Annotated in this window: 18 protein-coding genes; 6 read left to right on the top strand and 12 right to left on the bottom strand. The window is 53.1% G+C overall.

All coding sequences use genetic code 11. From position 1 onward, the window contains the following. Positions 1 to 65 precede the first annotated feature (65 nt). The 4 genes from F0P93_RS00845 to F0P93_RS00860 form a co-directional block, all read right to left on the bottom strand. Entirely contained in the window at positions 66 to 1,769 is a 1,704-nt protein-coding gene (locus F0P93_RS00845) for a GMC oxidoreductase (RefSeq protein WP_150874497.1), read from the bottom strand. Between the two features lie 33 nt (positions 1,770 to 1,802). Continuing rightward, positions 1,803 to 2,345, bottom strand: coding sequence for a gluconate 2-dehydrogenase subunit 3 family protein (locus F0P93_RS00850; RefSeq protein ID WP_191908695.1), 543 nt, complete (start codon positions 2,343 to 2,345; stop codon positions 1,803 to 1,805). A gap of 172 nt (positions 2,346 to 2,517) precedes the next feature. Continuing rightward, complete coding sequence (locus F0P93_RS00855) at positions 2,518 to 3,585, bottom strand: sensor histidine kinase (protein WP_150874498.1); 1,068 nt, start codon at positions 3,583 to 3,585, stop codon at positions 2,518 to 2,520. 128 nt (positions 3,586 to 3,713) lie between these two features. Beyond that, positions 3,714 to 4,790 carry a sensor histidine kinase gene (locus F0P93_RS00860; protein WP_225309319.1) on the bottom strand — a complete coding sequence of 359 codons (1,077 nt, stop codon included), beginning with the start codon at positions 4,788 to 4,790 and terminating at the stop codon, positions 3,714 to 3,716. Between the two features lie 187 nt (positions 4,791 to 4,977). Here F0P93_RS00860 and F0P93_RS00865 point away from each other — a divergent pair, with 187 nt between their 5' ends. Next, entirely contained in the window at positions 4,978 to 5,739 is a 762-nt protein-coding gene (locus F0P93_RS00865; protein ID WP_150874499.1) for an SDR family NAD(P)-dependent oxidoreductase, read from the top strand. An 84-nt stretch (positions 5,740 to 5,823) separates the two neighbouring features. On the opposite strand, the gene F0P93_RS00870 is transcribed toward F0P93_RS00865, so the two are convergent. The 5 genes from F0P93_RS00870 to F0P93_RS00890 all read right to left on the bottom strand — a co-directional run bounded on the left by F0P93_RS00870 (position 5,824) and on the right by F0P93_RS00890 (position 8,608). Continuing rightward, complete coding sequence (locus F0P93_RS00870) at positions 5,824 to 6,687, bottom strand: EamA family transporter (protein ID WP_310587969.1); 864 nt, start codon at positions 6,685 to 6,687, stop codon at positions 5,824 to 5,826. Between the two features lie 184 nt (positions 6,688 to 6,871). Continuing rightward, the gene (locus tag F0P93_RS00875; RefSeq protein ID WP_150874501.1) at positions 6,872 to 7,057 is read right to left on the bottom strand and encodes a hypothetical protein; all 186 of its coding nucleotides are present in this window, start codon (positions 7,055 to 7,057) and stop codon (positions 6,872 to 6,874) included. Between the two features lie 35 nt (positions 7,058 to 7,092). Further along, a complete protein-coding gene (locus tag F0P93_RS00880) occupies positions 7,093 to 7,479 on the bottom strand; it encodes a hypothetical protein (protein ID WP_150874502.1) in 387 nt (128 codons plus the stop codon). A 362-nt stretch (positions 7,480 to 7,841) separates the two neighbouring features. Then, a complete protein-coding gene (locus F0P93_RS00885) occupies positions 7,842 to 8,027 on the bottom strand; it encodes a CsbD family protein (protein WP_114408876.1) in 186 nt (61 codons plus the stop codon). Between the two features lie 131 nt (positions 8,028 to 8,158). Continuing rightward, positions 8,159 to 8,608: a DUF2147 domain-containing protein gene (locus tag F0P93_RS00890; protein WP_150874503.1), complete on the bottom strand. Its 450-nt coding sequence runs from the start codon at positions 8,606 to 8,608 to the stop codon at positions 8,159 to 8,161. Positions 8,609 to 8,805: 197 nt separating this feature from the next. On the opposite strand from F0P93_RS00890, the gene F0P93_RS00895 reads away from it, so the two are divergent. Then, on the top strand, positions 8,806 to 9,351 hold the full coding sequence (locus F0P93_RS00895; RefSeq protein WP_150874504.1) for an acyl-CoA thioesterase: 546 nt from the start codon (positions 8,806 to 8,808) through the stop codon (positions 9,349 to 9,351). Between the two features lie 39 nt (positions 9,352 to 9,390). Here the strand turns inward: F0P93_RS00895 and F0P93_RS00900 are convergent, their stop codons facing one another. From F0P93_RS00900 to F0P93_RS00910, 3 genes are all read right to left on the bottom strand, one after another. Further along, positions 9,391 to 10,854, bottom strand: a complete 1,464-nt coding sequence (locus F0P93_RS00900; RefSeq protein ID WP_150874505.1) for a leucine-rich repeat domain-containing protein — start codon at positions 10,852 to 10,854, stop codon at positions 9,391 to 9,393. A 98-nt stretch (positions 10,855 to 10,952) separates the two neighbouring features. Beyond that, the gene (locus F0P93_RS00905; RefSeq protein ID WP_225309320.1) at positions 10,953 to 13,601 is read right to left on the bottom strand and encodes an ABC transporter permease; all 2,649 of its coding nucleotides are present in this window, start codon (positions 13,599 to 13,601) and stop codon (positions 10,953 to 10,955) included. Continuing rightward, positions 13,598 to 13,936, bottom strand: coding sequence for a PadR family transcriptional regulator (locus tag F0P93_RS00910; RefSeq protein ID WP_150875812.1), 339 nt, complete (start codon positions 13,934 to 13,936; stop codon positions 13,598 to 13,600). Before F0P93_RS00910 ends, F0P93_RS00905 begins: the two co-directional genes overlap by 4 nt. A gap of 570 nt (positions 13,937 to 14,506) precedes the next feature. Between F0P93_RS00910 and F0P93_RS00915 the strand changes: the two genes are divergently transcribed. From F0P93_RS00915 to F0P93_RS00930, 4 genes are all read left to right on the top strand, one after another. After that, on the top strand, positions 14,507 to 14,896 hold the full coding sequence (locus F0P93_RS00915; protein ID WP_150874506.1) for a BlaI/MecI/CopY family transcriptional regulator: 390 nt from the start codon (positions 14,507 to 14,509) through the stop codon (positions 14,894 to 14,896). Further along, positions 14,883 to 16,802 carry a M56 family metallopeptidase gene (locus tag F0P93_RS00920; protein WP_150874507.1) on the top strand — a complete coding sequence of 640 codons (1,920 nt, stop codon included), beginning with the start codon at positions 14,883 to 14,885 and terminating at the stop codon, positions 16,800 to 16,802. Before F0P93_RS00915 ends, F0P93_RS00920 begins: the two co-directional genes overlap by 14 nt. 396 nt (positions 16,803 to 17,198) lie before the next feature. Continuing rightward, the gene (locus F0P93_RS00925) at positions 17,199 to 18,578 is read left to right on the top strand and encodes a glycoside hydrolase family 88 protein (protein WP_150874508.1); all 1,380 of its coding nucleotides are present in this window, start codon (positions 17,199 to 17,201) and stop codon (positions 18,576 to 18,578) included. Further along, positions 18,578 to 19,441, top strand: coding sequence for a sugar phosphate isomerase/epimerase family protein (locus F0P93_RS00930; protein ID WP_150874509.1), 864 nt, complete (start codon positions 18,578 to 18,580; stop codon positions 19,439 to 19,441). The genes F0P93_RS00925 and F0P93_RS00930 overlap by 1 nt, the downstream gene beginning before the upstream one ends. Positions 19,442 to 19,457: the final 16 nt, after the last annotated feature.

The following is a 19,457-nucleotide window of genomic DNA, read 5'->3' on the forward strand; positions in this document are numbered from 1 at the left end:
CAAGGCTACCCACTTTTACATTGGGCGTTCATCATTTTTCATTTATAATTTTTTAACTAATCCTTTTAAATCCGCATCGCCTTCAACTCCTGAACGGCAAAGTGAGCCGCACGGGCCGAAAGCGCCATGTAAGTCAGCGACGGATTGACGCAGGCCGATGAGGTCATACAGGCCCCGTCGGTGACAAACACGTTTTTGACCGCGTGAATCTGGTTGTTGCCATTGAGCACCGAGGTTTTGGGGTCACGACCCATGCGGGCGGTTCCCATTTCGTGAACGGCCTGGCCGAGAACCGAACCCTGGTCGTAGGTTTTCACGTTGATCAACCCGGCTTTTTCGAGCATTTCCTGCGCATCGTTGAGCATATCGACCCGCATTTTCTTCTCATTTTCGCCGATCTCCGCGTCAAAGACCAGCATCGGCAGTCCCCATTTGTCCAGTTTGGTTTTATCCAGGTACATGCGGTTTTTGTATTCGGGCAGTTGCTCGCCAAACCCGATCAGGCCCATGTTCCAAAGCCCCGGTTTGGTGAGTTCTTCCTTTAGCGATGCTCCAAAGGCGAGTTCGGCCACCTGATGCTGCCAGCCCTGTCGGCCCCCACCGCCCTGATACCCGAAACCGCGCAGGTAGTCGCGCTTGTCTGGCCCAATGTTGCGGTAGCGGGGAATGTAAATGCCGTTGGCCCGTCGTCCGTAATAATACCGGTCCTGTCCGCCTTCCCACTGCCCATTGGCCCCGATCCGGAAGTGGTGGTCCATCAGGTTGTGGCCAAGTTGCCCTGAATCGTTGCCCAGGCCGTTCGGAAACCGCTCAGAAACCGAGTTCATGAGCAGGGCCGTGGAGGCCATGGCGCTGGCACATACGAAGATAATCTTCGCAAAATACTCCTGACTTTCCAGCGTCTGCGCGTCTTTCACCCGCACGCCCGAGGCCCGTTGTTTTTGGGCGTCGTAGATCACCTCCGTCACCACCGAATTTGGCCGGAGAGTGAGCCGACCGGTTTTGACGGCGGGGGGGAGTGTGCAGGATTGGGTACTGAAATACGCACCGTATGGACACCCCCGAATGCATTGGTTCCGGTATTGGCAGGGCGACCGGCCATTGTCGACGTGGACCTTTTGCGCTTCCGATAAATTGGCGGTTCGCCCGATGGTCATCACCCGGCCCGGATAGTTTTTTTCGATGCTTTTCCGGACCTCTTTTTCGACCAGAAACATGTCCATCGGAGCGATGAACTCGCTGTCGGGAAGTTGGGGTAACCCCAGTTTTTCGCCCGATATCCCCGCAAACTTTTCCACGTAGGAATACCAGGGAGCAAGGTCTTTGTACCGAATCGGCCAGTCGATACCGATGCCTTCTTTGGCATTGGCTTCAAAGTCAATGTCACTGAACCGGTACGACTGTCGTCCCCACATGATGGATTTGCCGCCCACAATATCCGGCCGCAGCCAGCGAAACGGTTTTTCCTGCCGGTACGACGTGTCGGCACCAGGCATCCAGTAGGTCGGAACGGTTTTCGCGGCATCCGGCGGGGCCTGCGGGTACTTCAGGGCCAGATCGCCCAGCCGGGCTGCTTCCGGCATTTCCCAGGGTGCTTTCAGGGCCTCGGTATAGCCCGAAACGTGTTCCAGCGGACGTCCCCGCTCCAGCATCAGGACCCGCAAGCCTTTCTCCGTCAATTCCTTGGCGGCCCATCCACCACTGACCCCCGATCCAATCACAATGGCGTCGTAGGTTTGTGCTTTTACCGCATCAATGTTAAGATTCATAGTAGTTTACCGATCAGGATGCAACTCATGCATTTATAAAGCCCAAACCTTTTGACCCGGTTTTAAAGGAAGATCGCCCTGGAACCGGCCGGGAATGGGAAGGTACGCCAGGGTTTTGGTGGCTCCGGTTTCCGAGGTAAAGTAGCCTACGATGGTGAGCTCGCGGAGGGTGAGGAAAAAAGGCTTTTCGCGCTGGGTCAGTTGCCTGACCACCTCCGTTCGTTGCGGGCTGTCGAGTTCCGAAAACGGTTTCCGGAAAACCGTTTGGCTCAGCGCATCGGTTTGTTGGAGTCCTTTCAGAAACAATTCCTGCTGGGCTGGGGCGGTACAATGGCCGATGACATGCCCGATAAACTGGTGAACGCCCGCGTCTTTCGCGCCGGGCGTGTCCGTGGACGGAAGAATAACGTCTGCCAAATCGGCCATGAGTCTTTGCTGGGCTTCCGAAAAAACCAGCGGAACCCCGGCGGTGGTTTCGCCCCGGAGAGCGGCCTGCACCGGTAAGGACAGGGTGGCGCCAACCAGTAGTGCCAGCCGTTGCAAAGCCTCCCGGCGACGAATGAAAGGAGTCGACATTCCTTGGATCGATTTAATAAAGAGTTGGTAAAAATCAAGATCAGGTCTGATAAATGGGTAAAGCACAGAATGCTTCCGGTTTACTCACCGGGCTTGATCGAAGGGGAAAAGTGCAGGGAGACCCCGTTTTTCAGATTTAACAGGCACCCGTGGGGGGGGCAGATGCCCGTCGTCAGGACTGCGGAGCCATCAGTGGCAGGGCTACGGTAAAATGCGAACTGTCGGAGGTGACAATCGGGTCGCTTTGAGCCAGCAGGCGGTATTTGGCTACGATATTGGAAAGCCCCACCTGATTGGAGGCAACCCGACCGGATTTACGCTGGAGGTTGTTCCGAACCACCAAGCGGCCGACCTGCGTGGTTTTGATCTCGATCAACAGCGGTTTGCTGGCGTGAATCACATTGTGTTTGACGGCGTTTTCAACCAGCATCTGCAGCGTCAGTGGAGGAAGTTGGAACGCAAGAAATGGCTCGGCAATGGCGATTTCCAGGCGAATCCCGGCACCATACCGGGTTTTAAGCAAATGAAAATACGATTGAATAAACGTCATCTCGGTTTCCAGGGTGGTCAGTTCGCCTTCGTTCGTCTGGAGTAAATACCGGTATACTTTCGACATTTCATCGACAAACTCTTCCGCCCGGTCAGGTTCGTCGGCAATCAGCGACGATAGCGAGTTGAGGCTGTTGAACAGAAAGTGCGGATTGACCTGGCTCTTGAGGCTCTCATACTGGCTTTGCAGATTGACTTTCTTCAACTGCTCCTTTTCCAGTGTGTTCTCGCGCCATTTATTCAGGGAGTAAACGCTTTCGTCGATACCGACCGAAACCAGATTGGCCGCCAGATTGAGCAGCAGGATTTGCCCGGTTGCCGCCGGATTATGGTGATACCCAAACAAGTGGAACGCTTCGTAAATGAAAATGCCTCCCAGAATAAAGAAAGGCGTTACCAGCACAAACACCAGCAACAGGCGCCAGACCCGTTGCCAGGTCTGGCCCAGGTTCGGATACCGCTGAATGACCCACTGCGTCAACTGGTCGAGGGTAAATAAACAGAGGCTGGCAATGGCCAGATTCAGGGCAGTGGCTGACAGAAAAGTCCCCAGGTGGGCAAGGTAACGATCGCCCACCACCCAGTAGGAAATAAGCGGAATAAACCACGGAAACAGCAGCAAAAAGTGCCACTGGCTTTGTTTCCGAAGGCGCGGAAAATGTTGAAAAAAGCTGAAATGAAATGACTTCATAAACCGACCGTGTCCACCTTAATCTAGCGATATTGAGTGAACGAAACCCGAAGATAGTGCGTAAATTGATGGATTGGCTGCCTGAATTGCCAAAAAGCCGGAATGAATTGCGAAGGATGCTCCGGACATCAGGAAGCGGTGTGTGGGGGTATAGAACGCAGCAACGGCAACCATACTTCAAAATGCGTTCCGGTTTCTTCCACCCGGATCTCTTCCAGGCCCAATTGTCGGTATTTAGCCATCAGGGTAGCCAGTCTGGCCTGCGAAAGATCCATTTTAACCGACTTTCGCTGGAGCGTATTCCGAACCGCCAGTCGCCCGTCTGGGGTGGTTTGAAGGCTGATCGACAACGGTTTGCCGGTACTCATGACATTGTGTTTGATGGCATTGTCGATCAGGAGCTGGAGCGTCAGCGGAGGCAGCAGGGTGTCTGAAAAGGCTGAGTCGGCGGGCAGATCGACACGCAGGGCCGGTCCGTAGCGGGTTTGCAACAGCGCCGAATAATTGGCAACAAATTCCAGTTCGGTTTGTAAACTAACCAACGCCTGGGTGTTGGCCTGAAGCAGATAGCGGTATACCTTGGCGAGCTGGTCGACAAACTGCTCGGCCTGTTTCTGGTCTTCGCCAATCAGCGACGACAGCGAGGTAAGGCTATTGAAGAGAAAATGCGGATTGATTTTCATCTTCAGCGAGTCGAGCTGGTGTTGAAGGGTAGCTTGCCGGAGAAGCTCGTTTTCGGTCTGGTCGCGGTGCCACTGGTTGTAGGTGTAAAAAACATTCAGTGCCACACAGAAACAAAGATCAAAAATGAGCCCCAGAATCAGAATGGGCCGGATGGCATCCCACGTAAACGGGACATTCAAAAGCGGGAAAAGGCTGTAGATGAACACATCCAAAACCGCCAATCCGATGGTAATCAGGCCCACAACTGCCAGCATCACCAGGGTGCGGAGCGTGGCCCGGAGCACATCAGGGTAGTGGCGAATGACTCCGCGAACGGCCAGCGTGAGGGTGATGACCGATAACCAGTAGAGACCGAAAACCACCGCTGTGCCCAGCAAAAAGACTCGGGCATCACTAAAATAGCGAGAGCCAACGAAATAATAATTGCCGACGGGAAACAACACCGGCATCATCAGGATGTGGTACCAAAGCTCCCAGTTGGAGAAAAAAGAGGTCAATCGTCGGTGAGGCCGTTGAATCATTCGAAAAAGCCGTCGGAGGCTACCGGTTTTGCTGATTTTTCGCCCAAAGGTACGGTTTTTACAGGATGCTTCAATTGAGAGTGAAAACGAACGGGAGCGGGTTTTGAGCAGTAATTGATCAGAACGTTGCCTTTTTTTTCAAATTTGGGGCATCTTTGCAGCAACCTTTTTGCCACCCGCATTTTCCATGATTTTCCAAACCCAGACTGCCATCGTAACGGGCGCAGGCATCGGCATCGGTTTTGCCATTGCCCGCCAGCTTGCCCGCGAGGGTGCTTCCGTTTTACTCAATGACCTCGATAACGCAGTGGCTCAGCAGGCCGCCAACCGGATCCAACAGGAAGGGGGCCGCTGTTTGGCCTATCCCGGTGACGCTTCCGACGTCACCTTCATTCAGGGCATGGTCGATAAAGCCGTTTCGGAATTCGGTAAACTGACCATTGTTGTCGCCAATGCCGGCATCACCATCTTTGGCGATTTCTTTGATTACCAGCCGGATGCCTTTCAAAAAGTGGTCGATCTGAACTTGCGGGGAAGCTTTTTTCTAACCCAGTTAGCCGCCCGCCAGATGCGGAACCAGAACGAAGGGGGCAGCATTTTGTTGATGTCGTCCGTTACGGGCCATCAGGCGCATCCGGGACTGGCAGCCTACAGCATGACCAAAGCCGCGCTGGAAATGCTGGCCAAAAATCTCGTGCTGGATCTGTCGCCCTGCGGAATCAACATCAATGCCGTGGCACCGGGCGCGACCCAAACCGAGCGCACGCTCGATGATCCTACCTACGTACCAATCTGGTCGCGGATCACACCGATGGGCCGACCCGCCACCGTCGACGATATTGCCAATGCCGCCCTCTTCCTGGTTTCACCCCAGTCGCGTCACATCACGGGTCAGAGCCTGGTGGTCGATGGCGGCTGGACGGCGGTGAGCCCTCCGCCGGTTGGATGATCGATTTGCCCCCAACCTCCTGAAGGGGGCTTAATTCCGCCGATTTTTAAGTCCCTTTCAGGGGCTTGTGGGCAAATCAATCCTTTATTTCCGACCCAGGGTGATCAATACGACACCCGATAAAATAACCAGGGCGGCCAGGATGGAATACGCGTTCAGGGTTTCGCCGGCAAAGGCCCAGCCCAGCAGCATGGCCACCACCGGATTGACGTAGGCATAGGTCGAAACCAGTTGTGGAGGTGCGTTTCGGGCCAGCCACGCAAAGGACGAAAAACCGATGATCGAGCCAAATATGATGAGGTAAACCAGTGACCCAATGGCTTTTACCGGTGCATGCTCAATGCTCGTCAACGAAACATTCTCCGTAATCATACTGCACAGTAACAACACCAGACCGCCCACCAGCATCTGGATGGCACTGGAAATCAGTTGGGAAGGAAGCGAAAGCCGGGAGGAGAGGAGCGTACCGACTGCCCACGAAACATTCGCCACCATGATCAGCCCGACGCCCGTCCAGGTGTGGCTTGTCGAAGCCATCCCGGAACCGGAGGGCTGAACCAGTAGTGAAACGCCCATTAGCCCGAGCACCAGCCCCGCCAGCGATAAGTTGGTGGGGCGGATGTGTCCAAAACCCACCCAGTTGAACAGAATAATGAACAGGGGCACCAGCGCGGCCAGCAGTGCGGCAATGCTCGACGGCACGTATTGCAGCGCGACCGACATGCTGCCGTTGGCAATCGTGAGCAACAAGACCCCGATGATTCCCGCCGAAAGCCATTGTTTGGGAGCGGGAACGGGTGTGCCGGTTAGCCGGGCATACAGAAACAAGATCAGCCCCGCCGTACTGAGCCGCAAAGATGCCATGTACAGGGGCGGCATCTTCTCGGTCATAAAATGAACAAAAAGGTAGGTCGACCCCCACAAAACATACACGGAGATCAAGGCCATCCAGAGCGTTAAGCGGGGAGGCTGTACTTTATTAACGAAAACCGGATTCATCACTCACTTTTCTCTTGGTTATTTTTACAACACCAAAGAAATAGAAATATTTCCAGAGATGAACCGCAAATTTTTTTAATGGAAGTGATTAGTTTTAATAATAGTCAGAATGAAAATGGGCGTAACGAATGGTTTAGTTGTCGTTTTCGGTCGTACACAGCGATAAAGGGACTTTTTCAACAACGGTAAACCGGATGCTGTTGCTGAGGACCTGGCGGTACCGGTGAATGTACAGGGTAAACAGGGCATCGAAAAGGGTAGGATCGTCGGTGGCGTTCAGACGCCGGAGCAATTCAGTTACGTAGACGGTATCGTTCATCGTTTCGTGGATTCAGAGAGGGAAACAGGGGAGTTCTAGTCGTTCAGGTCTGACTCAAACCAATTTTTCAGAGAGGGGTGCTGTTGCAGCAAATCATCAAACGTATGGTCTGTCTGTAAATTAACGGTTTTTAATGTATTGATGTGTGCGTTAAACCGGCTTATGGACTCGGTGGGCTCATTGGAAATCCGGTGCGTGGAAGGTGGTAAATCTTGAATCAGTCGGGCCAGGGTCATCACCAGAGCTGCTTTGAGCCCCGCTAGTTTGGTTAGAGCCTCTTCCGGGATGAGCAGGCTATCGGTCTGGCTGAGGGCGTGGTTTAAGAAGTGATAATTGTGGTAGATTTCGTCAGCCGCCTGACCCCATTCAGGCAGAAGATTATTAAAATGAATCAATGGATTAGGGCGTTGATAGAAACTCATTCAGTGGACGGAGTTTTGGTTCGTGACTAGGTGACGAATGGCCGGAAATCCTTTATTGCCGCTTCGTCACCCATTTAGATGTCACATCACACAAAAAGTAACACCTAATTTTGTGTCCTTTTCAAATAAAATTCCGGGGGCGGTTCGTGGCCAGGAAGTAGTGAACTCAGTGTCTGGAAATTAGGGCATCGGCGTCAAAAAGACGGACACGGTATTTCGTTCGGTTTACCCGAAATTGGCCCTCGTTTCCGTTGGTGCAGTACCGGCAGAGAGCCGTATGGCCAAAGAACGTATAACTGCATCAAACAAAAACGCCGGAAGTTTGTGGCTTCCGGCGTTTTGGACTCGTGTATATGTATGAATTACAGGTCGGCAGCAGCCTTCCGGATTTCGTCTTTCGTCTTTCCGGTTTTTTGCTGAAGTTTGCCCCACATTTCGTCTTCCTTACCTTCTGCGTACGTCAGATCGTCGTCGGTCAAATCGCCATAGGCTTGTTTGATTTTGCCTTTCAACTCATTCCATCCACCTTTAAGGGTTGTCTCGTTCATGATTGATAATCGTTATAACGTGAGTGATCCAGTAAACGATTCCGAAGAATCATGCTGTATAAACCGGCGATGCGTTTAAAATGTTTGACGATTCGGGTGAAAAAAAATGATCAAACTTCTCAACGGGAGTGTTAATTGATCCGGGTCCAGGTCTGGGTTTTTCCCAGCAGCGAAATGCCGACATACCCCCGCACGTCGAGGGTATTGGGATTTTTCAGCGTCATTTTGCAACTGTATTCTTTTCCGTCTTCGGGGTTATAGATGTGACCATCTTCCCAGACTTTGCCACCATCGTGTATAAACCCCTGCATGACATCCAGCCCCATAAGTGGCCGCGAACGCAGCGTTGCCTGACTGTTTTTCAGGTCGGTTTTGGGTTTTCCGGTCGAGGGGTTGTTGGGTTCCCGCAGCCAGACCAGTTTTCCGTAATACTGGTTGCCTTTTTTATAAATCTGGATATGACCCTGTTTGGTGCCGTTGAGCCAGGTGCCTACCACCGCATCCGGATGAAATTGGGGCGTGAAAGCGGTGAGCGAATGCGCAAGCAAAAGAAAGGGAATAAGGAGAGAAAACGACTTCATTCGATTTTTAAGATGTTGATGGAAACGCTGAACACTGTACGGACTAAAACGTAAAAATAATTAAAAATGTGTGTTACCGGATTACGCTGATTTGCGGAATTACCCTGATTTTTGCAGGAATGAATCCGGCTATTGCTTCTGCGATCCGGCCGGATTTTCACCCTATTTGCCAAAAGTCCGTCAGGGACCACCACGCTATGATCAAACTTGATCCGACCAGAACTTACCCGCACGAAACGGAATCGCGCACCATCGTCCGTTTTCAGGATTGCGATCCGTTGCAGCACCTCAACAACGCGAAGTACTTCGACTACTATTTCAACGCACGGGAAGACCAGGTTGCTACCCAATATAACTTCAGTCCGGCGCAGTTGTTTCGCGAATACAAGACGAGTTGGGTGGTTTACCAGCACCAGATCGCTTACGTTCGACCGGCCACGGTAAACGAGTGGCTCCGGATCGTGTCCCGCATCATCTACGTCAGCGAAGATACGATTGTCACGGAGTATTATATGACCGACGATTCGGGTCGGCAGTTGAAGAATGTGCTGTGGATGACGTCAAAATACGTCAGCGTAGTAACGGGCCGCCGAATCCCCCATGATCCCGACGTCATGGCGTTTCTGGCGGCCATCTGCGTGCGCGATGTCGATTTTCACAACCTGAATTTCAACGACCGCATCCGGCAGATTAAAGAAGAACTGGTGCAGGAAAAGATGGAGGGAGAAAGCGGAGGAGATTAGGAGTTTTTAGTGAAACATTCATGTATGATTGCATTTCAATCAATAAAACACTTCCGTTTTGTTTCCTTCCAGTTGTTTAATGAGGTTGGCGGAGACGGTTTTTTGTTCGCTGACGGGATTACCGCGGACAAAGAGTTTTTTGAGCGTTTGAATCCGGGTCAGGCTGGAAGGCAGGTCGGTCAGGCGATTGTGACTCAGGTCGAGTTCTTCCAGATAAGGGAGGGTCAAAACCGGGTCGGGAACCGTGACAAAAGCGTTGTGACTGACATCCAGAATCCGTAGATAATAGAGTTTCTGAAGGCTCGCAGGTAAACTGCCCAGAAAATTATGGTGCGTATACAGCACCTGAAGTTTCCGCAAACGACCCAGATTTTCCGGCAAAGTGTTGAGCTTGTTGTTGGAAATGGCCAGTTGCTGGAGCCGGGGCAGTCGGCAAAGACGCTCCGGCAGCACGCGTAGGTTATTGTAATACAGGTCCAAAACCTCCAGTCGGCGCAGCCGGCGGATTTGATTGGGCAGCACATACAGCTTCGCCTTATACAGGTTCAGGTCTTTGAGTCGGCGCAGTCGGTGGAAGGGAGCGGTATTAAGCCCTCCCGAAAAATCATTCAAACCGAGCCAGAGACTCTCCAGCCGCCGGTTTCGGGTAACGGCTTTCGGAATCGCCGTGATTTTGGTCGACTGAATATTCAGAATTTTCAGATGTTTGTTGCGGGCTACGTGCAGGCCCTCGTTGCCCAGTGGGTTGCCGGAAACATTGAGTTGTTTCAAGGTCGGAATCCGAAACACATTTTCCGGGATCACGCTGAGGTTGTTGACGCTTAAATCCAATATTTCCAGATTCGGAAACCGGTAGATCACCTCGGGTACGTCCTTCAGTTCCAGCGTATACAGTACCAGATTTTTAACAGTATCCGGACGAGCGGTTTTTTCGGCTTCTGCCAGGGTAGTCATAATACCCGGTCCTTTGCGCAATTTTCGTTTGGAAGGCAACTTGCCAATCGCCAGCGCGGAGGAAAACCGGTACGGTTTGTCGCCGGTGACAGGGAAACGATAGGTCGAAAACCACGGGCACAAAACCGGGTCGATGCGCTCTTTCAACCGGAGTGTGGCCAGGCTATCGGAGCGTATAACGGAGAAATTCCGGCCCACTTCATAAAAAACCCGGTTTAGGGAGCCATCGGGGTTGGCATACAGGTTGACAATCAGGTAACCGGCGGTGTCCTGTAAGACGTTGGCCTGTTTGAGCATCAGGTTGAGGTCTTTCCCAAACTGCTCACTCAACTCAAACCACTTTTTTTCACTTGGCTCCATTTCGTCAACCGTCCGAAAACCGGGCTGACGCGTTCGGAAACCCGGATCGATGATCGTTTGCGCCAGGATGTACTCATTCGCCAGTTTTTTAGCAACCGCATCGTGCTCCGGTTTGGTCAGGCAGACGGTTTGGGCCGACAGTGTCCCGGTGATCAGGATTCCGGCGAGTATTACGAGGTAATTGAGCATGACGATAAGCCTTTAACGTAGTGTTTAGGTGAATAACGGTAAATATAGTTGAATTGTTGATACCTTTCACTTTTTACCATTTTCACCACCGAAAACCGCTATTCCGATCGGAGGGATTTCACCGGATTGGCCAGTGCAGCCCGCAACGATCGATATCCGACGGTCAGCACCGCAATCATAGAAGTAATGGCAATCGCGAGAACGAAAATACCGGCTCCCAGTTCAATCCGGTACACAAAATCATTCAGCCAGCGACTCATGACCCACCACGCCAGCGGAGCCGCCAGCCCGAAAGCGATCAGCAGCAATTGGAAGAATTCTTTCCCAAATAGCCACAGAATACCGGAAACGCTGGCTCCCAGTACTTTGCGAACTCCGATTTCCTTTGTTTTCTGAGCGGCCATAAACGCTACCAAACCGTAGAGACCCAGGCAGCCGATGGCGATGGCGATAATGGAAAAGGCCTGAATCAGCCACAGAATCATGTTGTCGAGCTTGTAAAACCGGGCAATGTCCTCGTCCAGAAAGCGGTAGGTAAAAATAGAAGAAGGATACATCGCCGACCAGTTCTTTTCCAGCCCGGCGAGGGTTGGCTCTAGGTTAGCGAGACTTACTTTCACCCCGCAATGGCTGTAATTCTCACTGCGCGTCGTGATACAAAGCGGGTCGATGGCAGTGTGAAACGACCGGTTGTGAAAATCTTTCATGACGCCGACGATGGTGCCTTTCCGCCCGTTGATCGACGCATTTTTACCAATAACGTCCTGGTTTGCGGCCAACCCAAGGGCTTTTACGGTGGTTTCATTCACAATATATTCCCGGATTGTATCCGAAGGTTTCAGATTGCGTCCGGCCAGAATCTGCAGGCCAAACGTGGCTACGTAGTGATCATCAGCGGCTTTGATCGAAATGGGAAAATTTTCGCTTTCAGTGCGGGAATCAAAGCGGATGCCGGTGCTGCCTACCTCCTCGGATGCGGGTGCCGTGTCAAAAAACGTTACATTTTCCACCCCGGTTAGTTCAGAAAACTGCGAACGCATCGTATTGATTTTTGTTTTCTGGTTATCTGGAACATGCAAAATAACCATTGCGTCTTTTTGAAAACCCATATCGGCCTGCCGGGAATACCGAAGTTGGTTCGCAATCACGAGCGTACCGATGATGAGTAGTTGTGAAATCGCGAACTGGGTGATGACCAGGCTTTTTCGCAGCCAAAAACCGCCCGTTTGCCGTCCGGAAAGTTTTCCTTTCAACGCCAGCAGGGGTGGAAAGCGCGCCAGAATCAGGCCGGGATAAGTACCCGAAAAGAAGATGACGATCAGGAGCAAAATGGGTAAGAAAATAACCAGATAAACATTATTCAGCGGATTCAGGCTCAGCTCGATTTCGAACAGGTGGTTCACGGCTGGGAGAGCCAGATAGGCCAGCATGAAAGCGAAAACCGTAGCCAGCCCGGTAATAATCGCCGTTTCGGTCATAAACTGCCAGAAGAGCGCCCCCCGCCGACTGCCCAGCACTTTTCGAACCCCGATCTCTTTCGAGCGGCCGAGGGCCTGAGCCGTGGACAGATTGATGAAATTGACACAGGTGGTGACGATCAGGAAAAAGCCAATCAGGCCAAAAGCCCAGAGATTTTTCTTCTCCGTATAGCCCTTCAGGTTGGGGTTAAAATGTACATCGGCAAGCGGTTGCAATTTAAACCGGAAGTACTTCGCCATGTCTTTGTTGTAGTATTTATCGGAAATGGCGGAAAGGACCGTGTTGTCGATTGTAGCCGCCGACGTTCCCGGTTTTAGCCGGGTGAAGCTCTGCATCTCACTATTGACGCTAAACCACCAGTCTTTTTCCACCATCCAGGGTGTATGATCCTTCAAATTGTCGAAGGGAATAAACATTTCGGAGCGAAAATCCGTGTTGGGCGGAAGGTCCCGCAGAACGCCCGTGATCCGAACCACCAGGGAGTCATCAACGTGGACGAGTTTGCCGATGGGATCTTCGTCGCCAAAAAATTTCCGGGCGACCCGGTCCGTCAAAAGGGCCGTGTTCCGTTCGTGTAACACGGTTTTTGGGTTTCCCTGCACAAGTGGAAAATTAAAAATTTCCAGAAATTCGGGGTCGGCAAAGGCAATGTCTTCTTCAAATTTCTTCGCTGGCGAAACCTCCACGACTCTTTTTTTCAGGAAGGCGACTCGCCCCACGCGTTCGACCGCGGGTTGTTCATTCCGAAAGGCCGTTCCGAGCGGATTGGGAACGCCGGTATTGTACCGGACCTTGTCATCGTGGAATTCCGTGTAAATCCGGTAAATCCGATCCTGGTGCGCGTGGAAGGTATTAAAACTCAGGTGGTAAGTGATCAGGGTGAAAATCAGCATGACGCAGGCCATGCCGAGGCTGAGACTTAACACATTGATGAGAGCATGCGACCGGTGGCGGTTGAGCTTCCGGAGGGCGATTTTGAAATGGTTGCTGAGCATATCCGTTAGGGCAGGGGTTGAATAATCAGTGGTTTGAGGATACCGGTACTGTTGATCGGCGGAGTTCCGGCGCCAGAGTCGGGGATGCAGGAGCAGGAGCGCATCCAGCCCGTACAGCAGCCGGGCTTGGGAAGACCCGGAGCGACGGACCCGCTTCTGAAACAATTCGTACAAATCCCCCAGCAGCTCTTCGCGGAGGTGGGGCGCGATGATTCGTTCCAGTAGTCGTTCGGCCCAGCGGGGCGGCTGGGGAGTGTTCGGTTTCTGACTCATGACCTACTTCCGCCGAAAGCGGTAATTGGAATCCCATCCCACAACGCGTTGCGGATTCGTCGCACTTCCTGCAAGGCCTGTTCGCCGGCCACGCTGACGGTAAACAGGCGTTTCCGCCGACCACCCCGCTCGGCCGTCGATTCGCCAAACCGAGAACAGACCAGCCCTTTTTCTTCCAGCCGTTGCATGGTGCGGTGAACAGCACCCAGACTCATGGGCCGCTCCAGTCGCTGGCTGAGGGCTTCCACGACGGCCACGCTGTAGGCGTCATCATACAGAAATGCAATGGTGAGAAGAACCAACTCCTCAAATTCTCCTAGTTGATCACCCTTCATCGTTATAAATAGTATCTTCCTCATTTGCATAGCAAATAGCAGACCAATTACCTAAAAGCGCGATTGGATTGAAATGAGGCAGTTTTTAAAAGAAAAATAGGAGAGAGCTTGTCCAGAAACGGACAGCTTTCTGTACAGAAGTGGACAGTTGAGTGGGATGATTGAATGTTTATTGGTACCAACGTTTTTCATTATACCGCCCCCAGCCCGGCGACACTGCCCCGTTAGGGGCTCAACAGCGCAGCGTCGGTAGGCACGAAGCCAGGAATCTTCCTCCAGCGTGCCGATAGGTACGCAACCTACGGCTGGGTTGCTGCGAATTGTCGCGTACCTATCGGCACGACAGGGTGCATCAGCCGTCTATTTACTTCCGACGCTCCGCTGTTCAATCCCTACGGGATGAATGAATCTGATCAAAATACGGTTTTAACATTTATTACGAAAACTTTCGTATCAAATACTTGACTTCTACGAAACGATTCGTATATCTTTGTTACGAAATATTTCGTAGGTCTGAATTCGTTGTCGACAACCGCGCAAACTACCGTTTCGAACAGTAAACAAAAAACCATGAAACCAACCGAATCTGAACTGGAAATCCTGCAGGTACTTTGGGCGAAAGGCCCCAGCACCGTGCGGCAGGTGAACGAACATCTGAGCCAAACTCGTGACATTGGGTATACCACGACCCTGAAACTGATGCAGATCATGCACGAAAAAGGACTCCTGAGCCGTACCGAAGAAGGCCGTTATCATGTGTATCAGGCCCTGATCGGGGAAGAAGAAACGCAGCAGCATTTGCTCGACCGGTTTGTCGACACGGCTTTCCGGGGTTCGGCCATGAAACTCGTGATGCAGGCGTTGGGCAACAGCAAGGCAACACCCCGGGAACTCGAAGAATTGCAAAAACTGATCAACCATCTGAACCCCGAAAACAACGAATCCGATGAACAACTTTAACGTGTTTTCAGAACCCTTTACGAATGCGCTGGGTTGGGCTTTGGTGCATACGCTCTGGCAGGGTACCCTGCTCGTGGCTGCGGCCGCTCTGGCGTTGCGACTGACCCAAAACCGCCCGGCGTCGGTGCGCTACGGCATCGGCATCGGAACGCTGTTCCTGCAACTCCTGGCTTTTGTGGCAACGCTCTGGCTGGGTTACGAACCCATCCGAACCACCCTGTCGATTCAGGGCGACCGGCAAACCGCCATCGTTCGGGATTTGTCCTTCACCAGCGATTGGTCGGGTCAACTGATGAGCTGGCTTCATCCGCATTTGTCCCTGCTCGTGACGGTCTGGTTTTTGGGTGCGGTTTTGCTGATGGTGCGGTTATTCGGCGGCTGGGTGTTCGTTCAGCGATTGACGCAGAGGAATACCAGTCCGGCACCGGAAGCCTGGCAGACGTATGCGCAGAAGGTGGCCGATCAGCTTGGCATCACGAAGGCCGTCCGGCTGGTGGAGTCGGCGGAGATAGCGGTGCCGATGACCATAGGCTGGTTAAAACCGGTCATTCTGATTCCCGTCGGTTTGCTGGCAGGTTTGTCTCCCCGGCAGGTCGAAGCCGTGCTGGTCCACGAACTGGCGCACATCCGGCGGTATGACTACCTGGTCAATCTGGTGCAGTCGGCGGTCGAGATTGTGTTGTTTTTTCACCCCGCCATCTGGTGGCTCTCGGCCCGGGTTCGGGAAGAGCGGGAGCATTGCTGCGATGATGTGGCCATTCAGTTGCGGGGCGAGCGGGCCAGTCTGGCGCAGGCGCTGGTTCAAATCGAAGAACGCCGGCAGGCATTTGCTTCAACGCCCACTTTGGCGATGGCCTTTGGAGCCCGCAAGCCATCCTTTGTGCAGCGCGTAAAACGGGTCATCGGCGTGAGTGAACAGCCGTCGTCTAAACCAAACGGTTTGCTGGCAGCGGGTTGTCTGGTCTTGCTTGCCGGTTTGGTAACAGGACAGCGTGTCGATCGTCCGGCAACCACCAGCGGTCTGCATGGCGACGCCAAGACGTTCAATGCCTGGCATTCGGACACAAACGTTCAGCGGTCGGTTCCGGAAGAAACCAGCATCAAGGTCGTAGAGAAGCCGGAACCTCTTTCCCTTTCAATCGATACGGATGCGGTTGACCCGGTGGTCCGCATTCGGCTGGAAACTGAACTTGATCACCACCTGGAGCAGGTCGAGCGGCTGGAGCGCGAAATGGAGAAGATCCATCTGCCCATGCTCCAGCTTGAGAAGCAACTGGAGTTGCAAACTAAACTGGAGCAACTGACCGACAAAGAAATGGCAAAGATGAACCAGCAGATGGCGAAGCTTCAGTCATTGACGGGTGAGCAACTACGGATTTTCACCGACTCAATAGGGACTTTTTCGGCGAAAATAGCGGGCATGGCCGAAAAAGCGGGTCTTCATGCCGCCGAAGTACTCCGGATACAGGAGAAAGTACTCCAACTGGATTCCGTACCCGCGCTCGCCCCTGTACCGGCCATTGCTCCCGTTCCCGCTGCGGCTCCCCGGCCTGCCCGGATGCCCAAACCGGCGGGTGTAGGGCCGTATTGGTACAACGGCAAACGCTACAACCGTTCGGAAGACCTGCCGAAAGCGCCCAATCCACCAGTTCCACCGGCTGCCGCTGACGCCCCTGATCTGCCAGCAGCAGCGATGGCCCCAGTCCCGTCTGTTCCACCGGCAGCGATGGCTCCCCCGGAGCCGCCTGTTCCGCCCGCACCGTCAGAAGGGGATGAGGTCTCCACCTGGTCCACGATGGAAGGAACCGTAATTCATGTTAAAACGAAGAACGCTCCCAAAGCAAAAACCGTGAAATCAGCCAAGTCGGCGAAATCGAAAACCACTCCGAAGAAACAGGAAGAGTAGAAAAGGAAAGCGGATCAGTCACCTAAAGGCCCCTGAAAAAGTAGACCCCACAGCCGTCGGTCTATTTTTTCAGGGGCCTTGTTTTAAATTAAATCGAACTATGAGATGATGCCCTTGCCTAATCGTCGTTTGAGTGCCAGCGGCACGTAATGTTAATAGCAAATGGCTATTCTGAGCACTCCAGGCGTGCCGAAGGTACGCAACTAAGCCTATATCTCGTATCTGCGGCACGCCTGGAGTGCTCAGAATAGCCATTTGCTATTAACATAGGACTCCTCCGGGGTCAATAATCTCATAGTTCACGTTAACTTATTTCCACTCAAACCGGTAATTCCAGCCCCATCCTGTCTTTTACCGGTAGTTCAATGGATTTCCTTCCGTTTCCAGTATCGACCAATGATTCAAATCAACTACGGCCTTCAACCGGCTGACTTCACTACCCGACTCAAGCAGTTCTGGGATTTATCCGCCCAAAAAATCAACCTGATCGACTCTCATTACGATACCGCCAAAGGGTCACCGGTTTTTACGGTGCAGGGACACTACACCACCCGCGGCTGGACCGAGTGGACGCAGGGCTTCCAGTTTGGCTCCTCCATCCTCCAGTTCGACGCCACCGGCGACCCGCATTTTCTGGAAACGGGGCGGCAAAAAACGCTCGGCGTCATGGCCCCCCACATCAGCCACATTGGCGTTCACGACCACGGTTTCAACAACGTGAGTACCTACGGCAACCTGCTGCGGCTGATGCGGGAAGGCAAAGTGGAATTTGACGAGTGGGAAAAGAATTTTTATGAACTTGCCCTCAAAATTTCGGGAGCCGTGCAGGCCAGCCGCTGGACAACCGTCAAAACCGGCGGATTTATTCACTCCTTCAACGGGCCGCATTCGCTTTTTGTCGATACGATCCGTTCCTGCCGGGCGGTTGTGTTGAGCCACAGCCTCGGTCACGTTTTTCAGGGGGAAGGCGATGTTAAAATCAATCTGCTCGAGCGGGGGTTGGAGCACATGAAAGCAACGGCCGAGTACTCGGTTTTTTATGGCGAAGGACGCGACATCTACGACCTGTGGGGTCGCACCGCGCACGAAAGCGTGTTCAATACCAAAGACGGCAATTTCCGTTGCCCCAACTCCCAGCAGGGCTACACCGGTTTTACGACCTGGACGCGCGGCCTGGCGTGGGCCATGTGCGGCTTTGCCGAACAACTGGAATACCTGACCACCCTCGAAGACGTTGATCTGGAACCGTTCGGTGGACGGCAGATAGTGGAAGCGTATCTGCTCAAAGCCGCCCGCGCTACCTGCGACTTTTACATCGAACACACGCCGATCGACGGCATTCCGTACTGGGATACCGGCGCACCCGGTTTGTCGCAACTGGGCAATTACCTCGACCGGCCCTCCGATCCTTACAATGATTTTGAACCGATAGACAGTTCCGCGGCCGCCATCGGGGCGCAGGGATTGCTTCGTCTGGGCCACTACCTGACCGAACGGGGCGAAACCGAAAACGGCTCACGGTACTGGCAGGCGGGATTAACAGTGTTAGATTCGCTCTTTAAAGAACCGTATCTCAGCACGGACCCCAACCACCAGGGACTGATTCTGCATTCGATCTACCACCGGCCCAACGGCTGGGATCATGTTCCGGCGGGGAGCAAAATTCCCTACGGCGAGTCGAGCATGTGGGGCGATTACCACGCCCGTGAGGTTGCGTTATACCTGCAACGCGTGGTCAATAACGAACCGTATTACACCTTTTTCGGCGCCCTGTGATGAGCACAACACCACTAACGGAGTCCTCGCCTGGGGAACCGGCATTTCAGGATTTTTCAAAACTGTGCATTCATACGATCACCACCCGTCCGTGGGCCATTGAAGAAGCCGCAAAGCACTATTCCCGCTCGGGCATTGGGGGGATTTCGATCTGGCGGGATGCGCTAGCTAATCGAAACATTCGGGAAACCAGTCAATTACTGCGGGACCACAACCTGGCTGTTGTGTCACTCTGTCGGGGCGGTTTTTTTCCGCACCTCGAAGCCGCTGGCCGACAAACCGCCCTGGATGACAACCGCCGGGCCATCGACGAAGCCGCTGAACTGGGTGCGCCCCACGTCGTGCTGGTGTGTGGTGCCGCACCGGGCCAGTCCCTGACGGAATCCCGCAAGCAAATTCGGGACGGTATTGCCGCGCTGCTGCCCCATGCCGAAGCCAATGGTGTCCGGTTGGCCATTGAACCTTTACATCCGATGTATGCCGATAACCGCTCGGCTGTCAATACGTTAGGTCAGGCGAATGACATGGCCGAGGAGCTAAATTCTTCCTATGTGGGCATCGCTGTCGATGTCTACCATTTGTGGTGGGACCCCGATCTGGAACAGGAAATTGCCCGATGCGGTAAAAACGGGCATTTGTATGCTTTCCATATCTGTGACTGGAAAACCCCGACCCTCGATCTGCTCAACGACCGCGGACTGATGGGCGAAGGTTGCATCAACATCCGCCAGATTCGGTCTTGGGTGGAAGCCGCCGGTTTTTCGGGGTTCAACGAAGTCGAGATCTTCTCAAACCGGTATTGGGCGGAAGATCAGGCGGAATTCCTGGAAAAAATCAAACACGGGTATTTGTATCATTCGTAACATAATTACCCCTAAA

Origin of the sequence: Larkinella humicola, from assembly GCF_008727875.1 — a bacterium.
GTDB lineage: Bacteria > Bacteroidota > Bacteroidia > Cytophagales > Spirosomataceae > Larkinella > Larkinella humicola.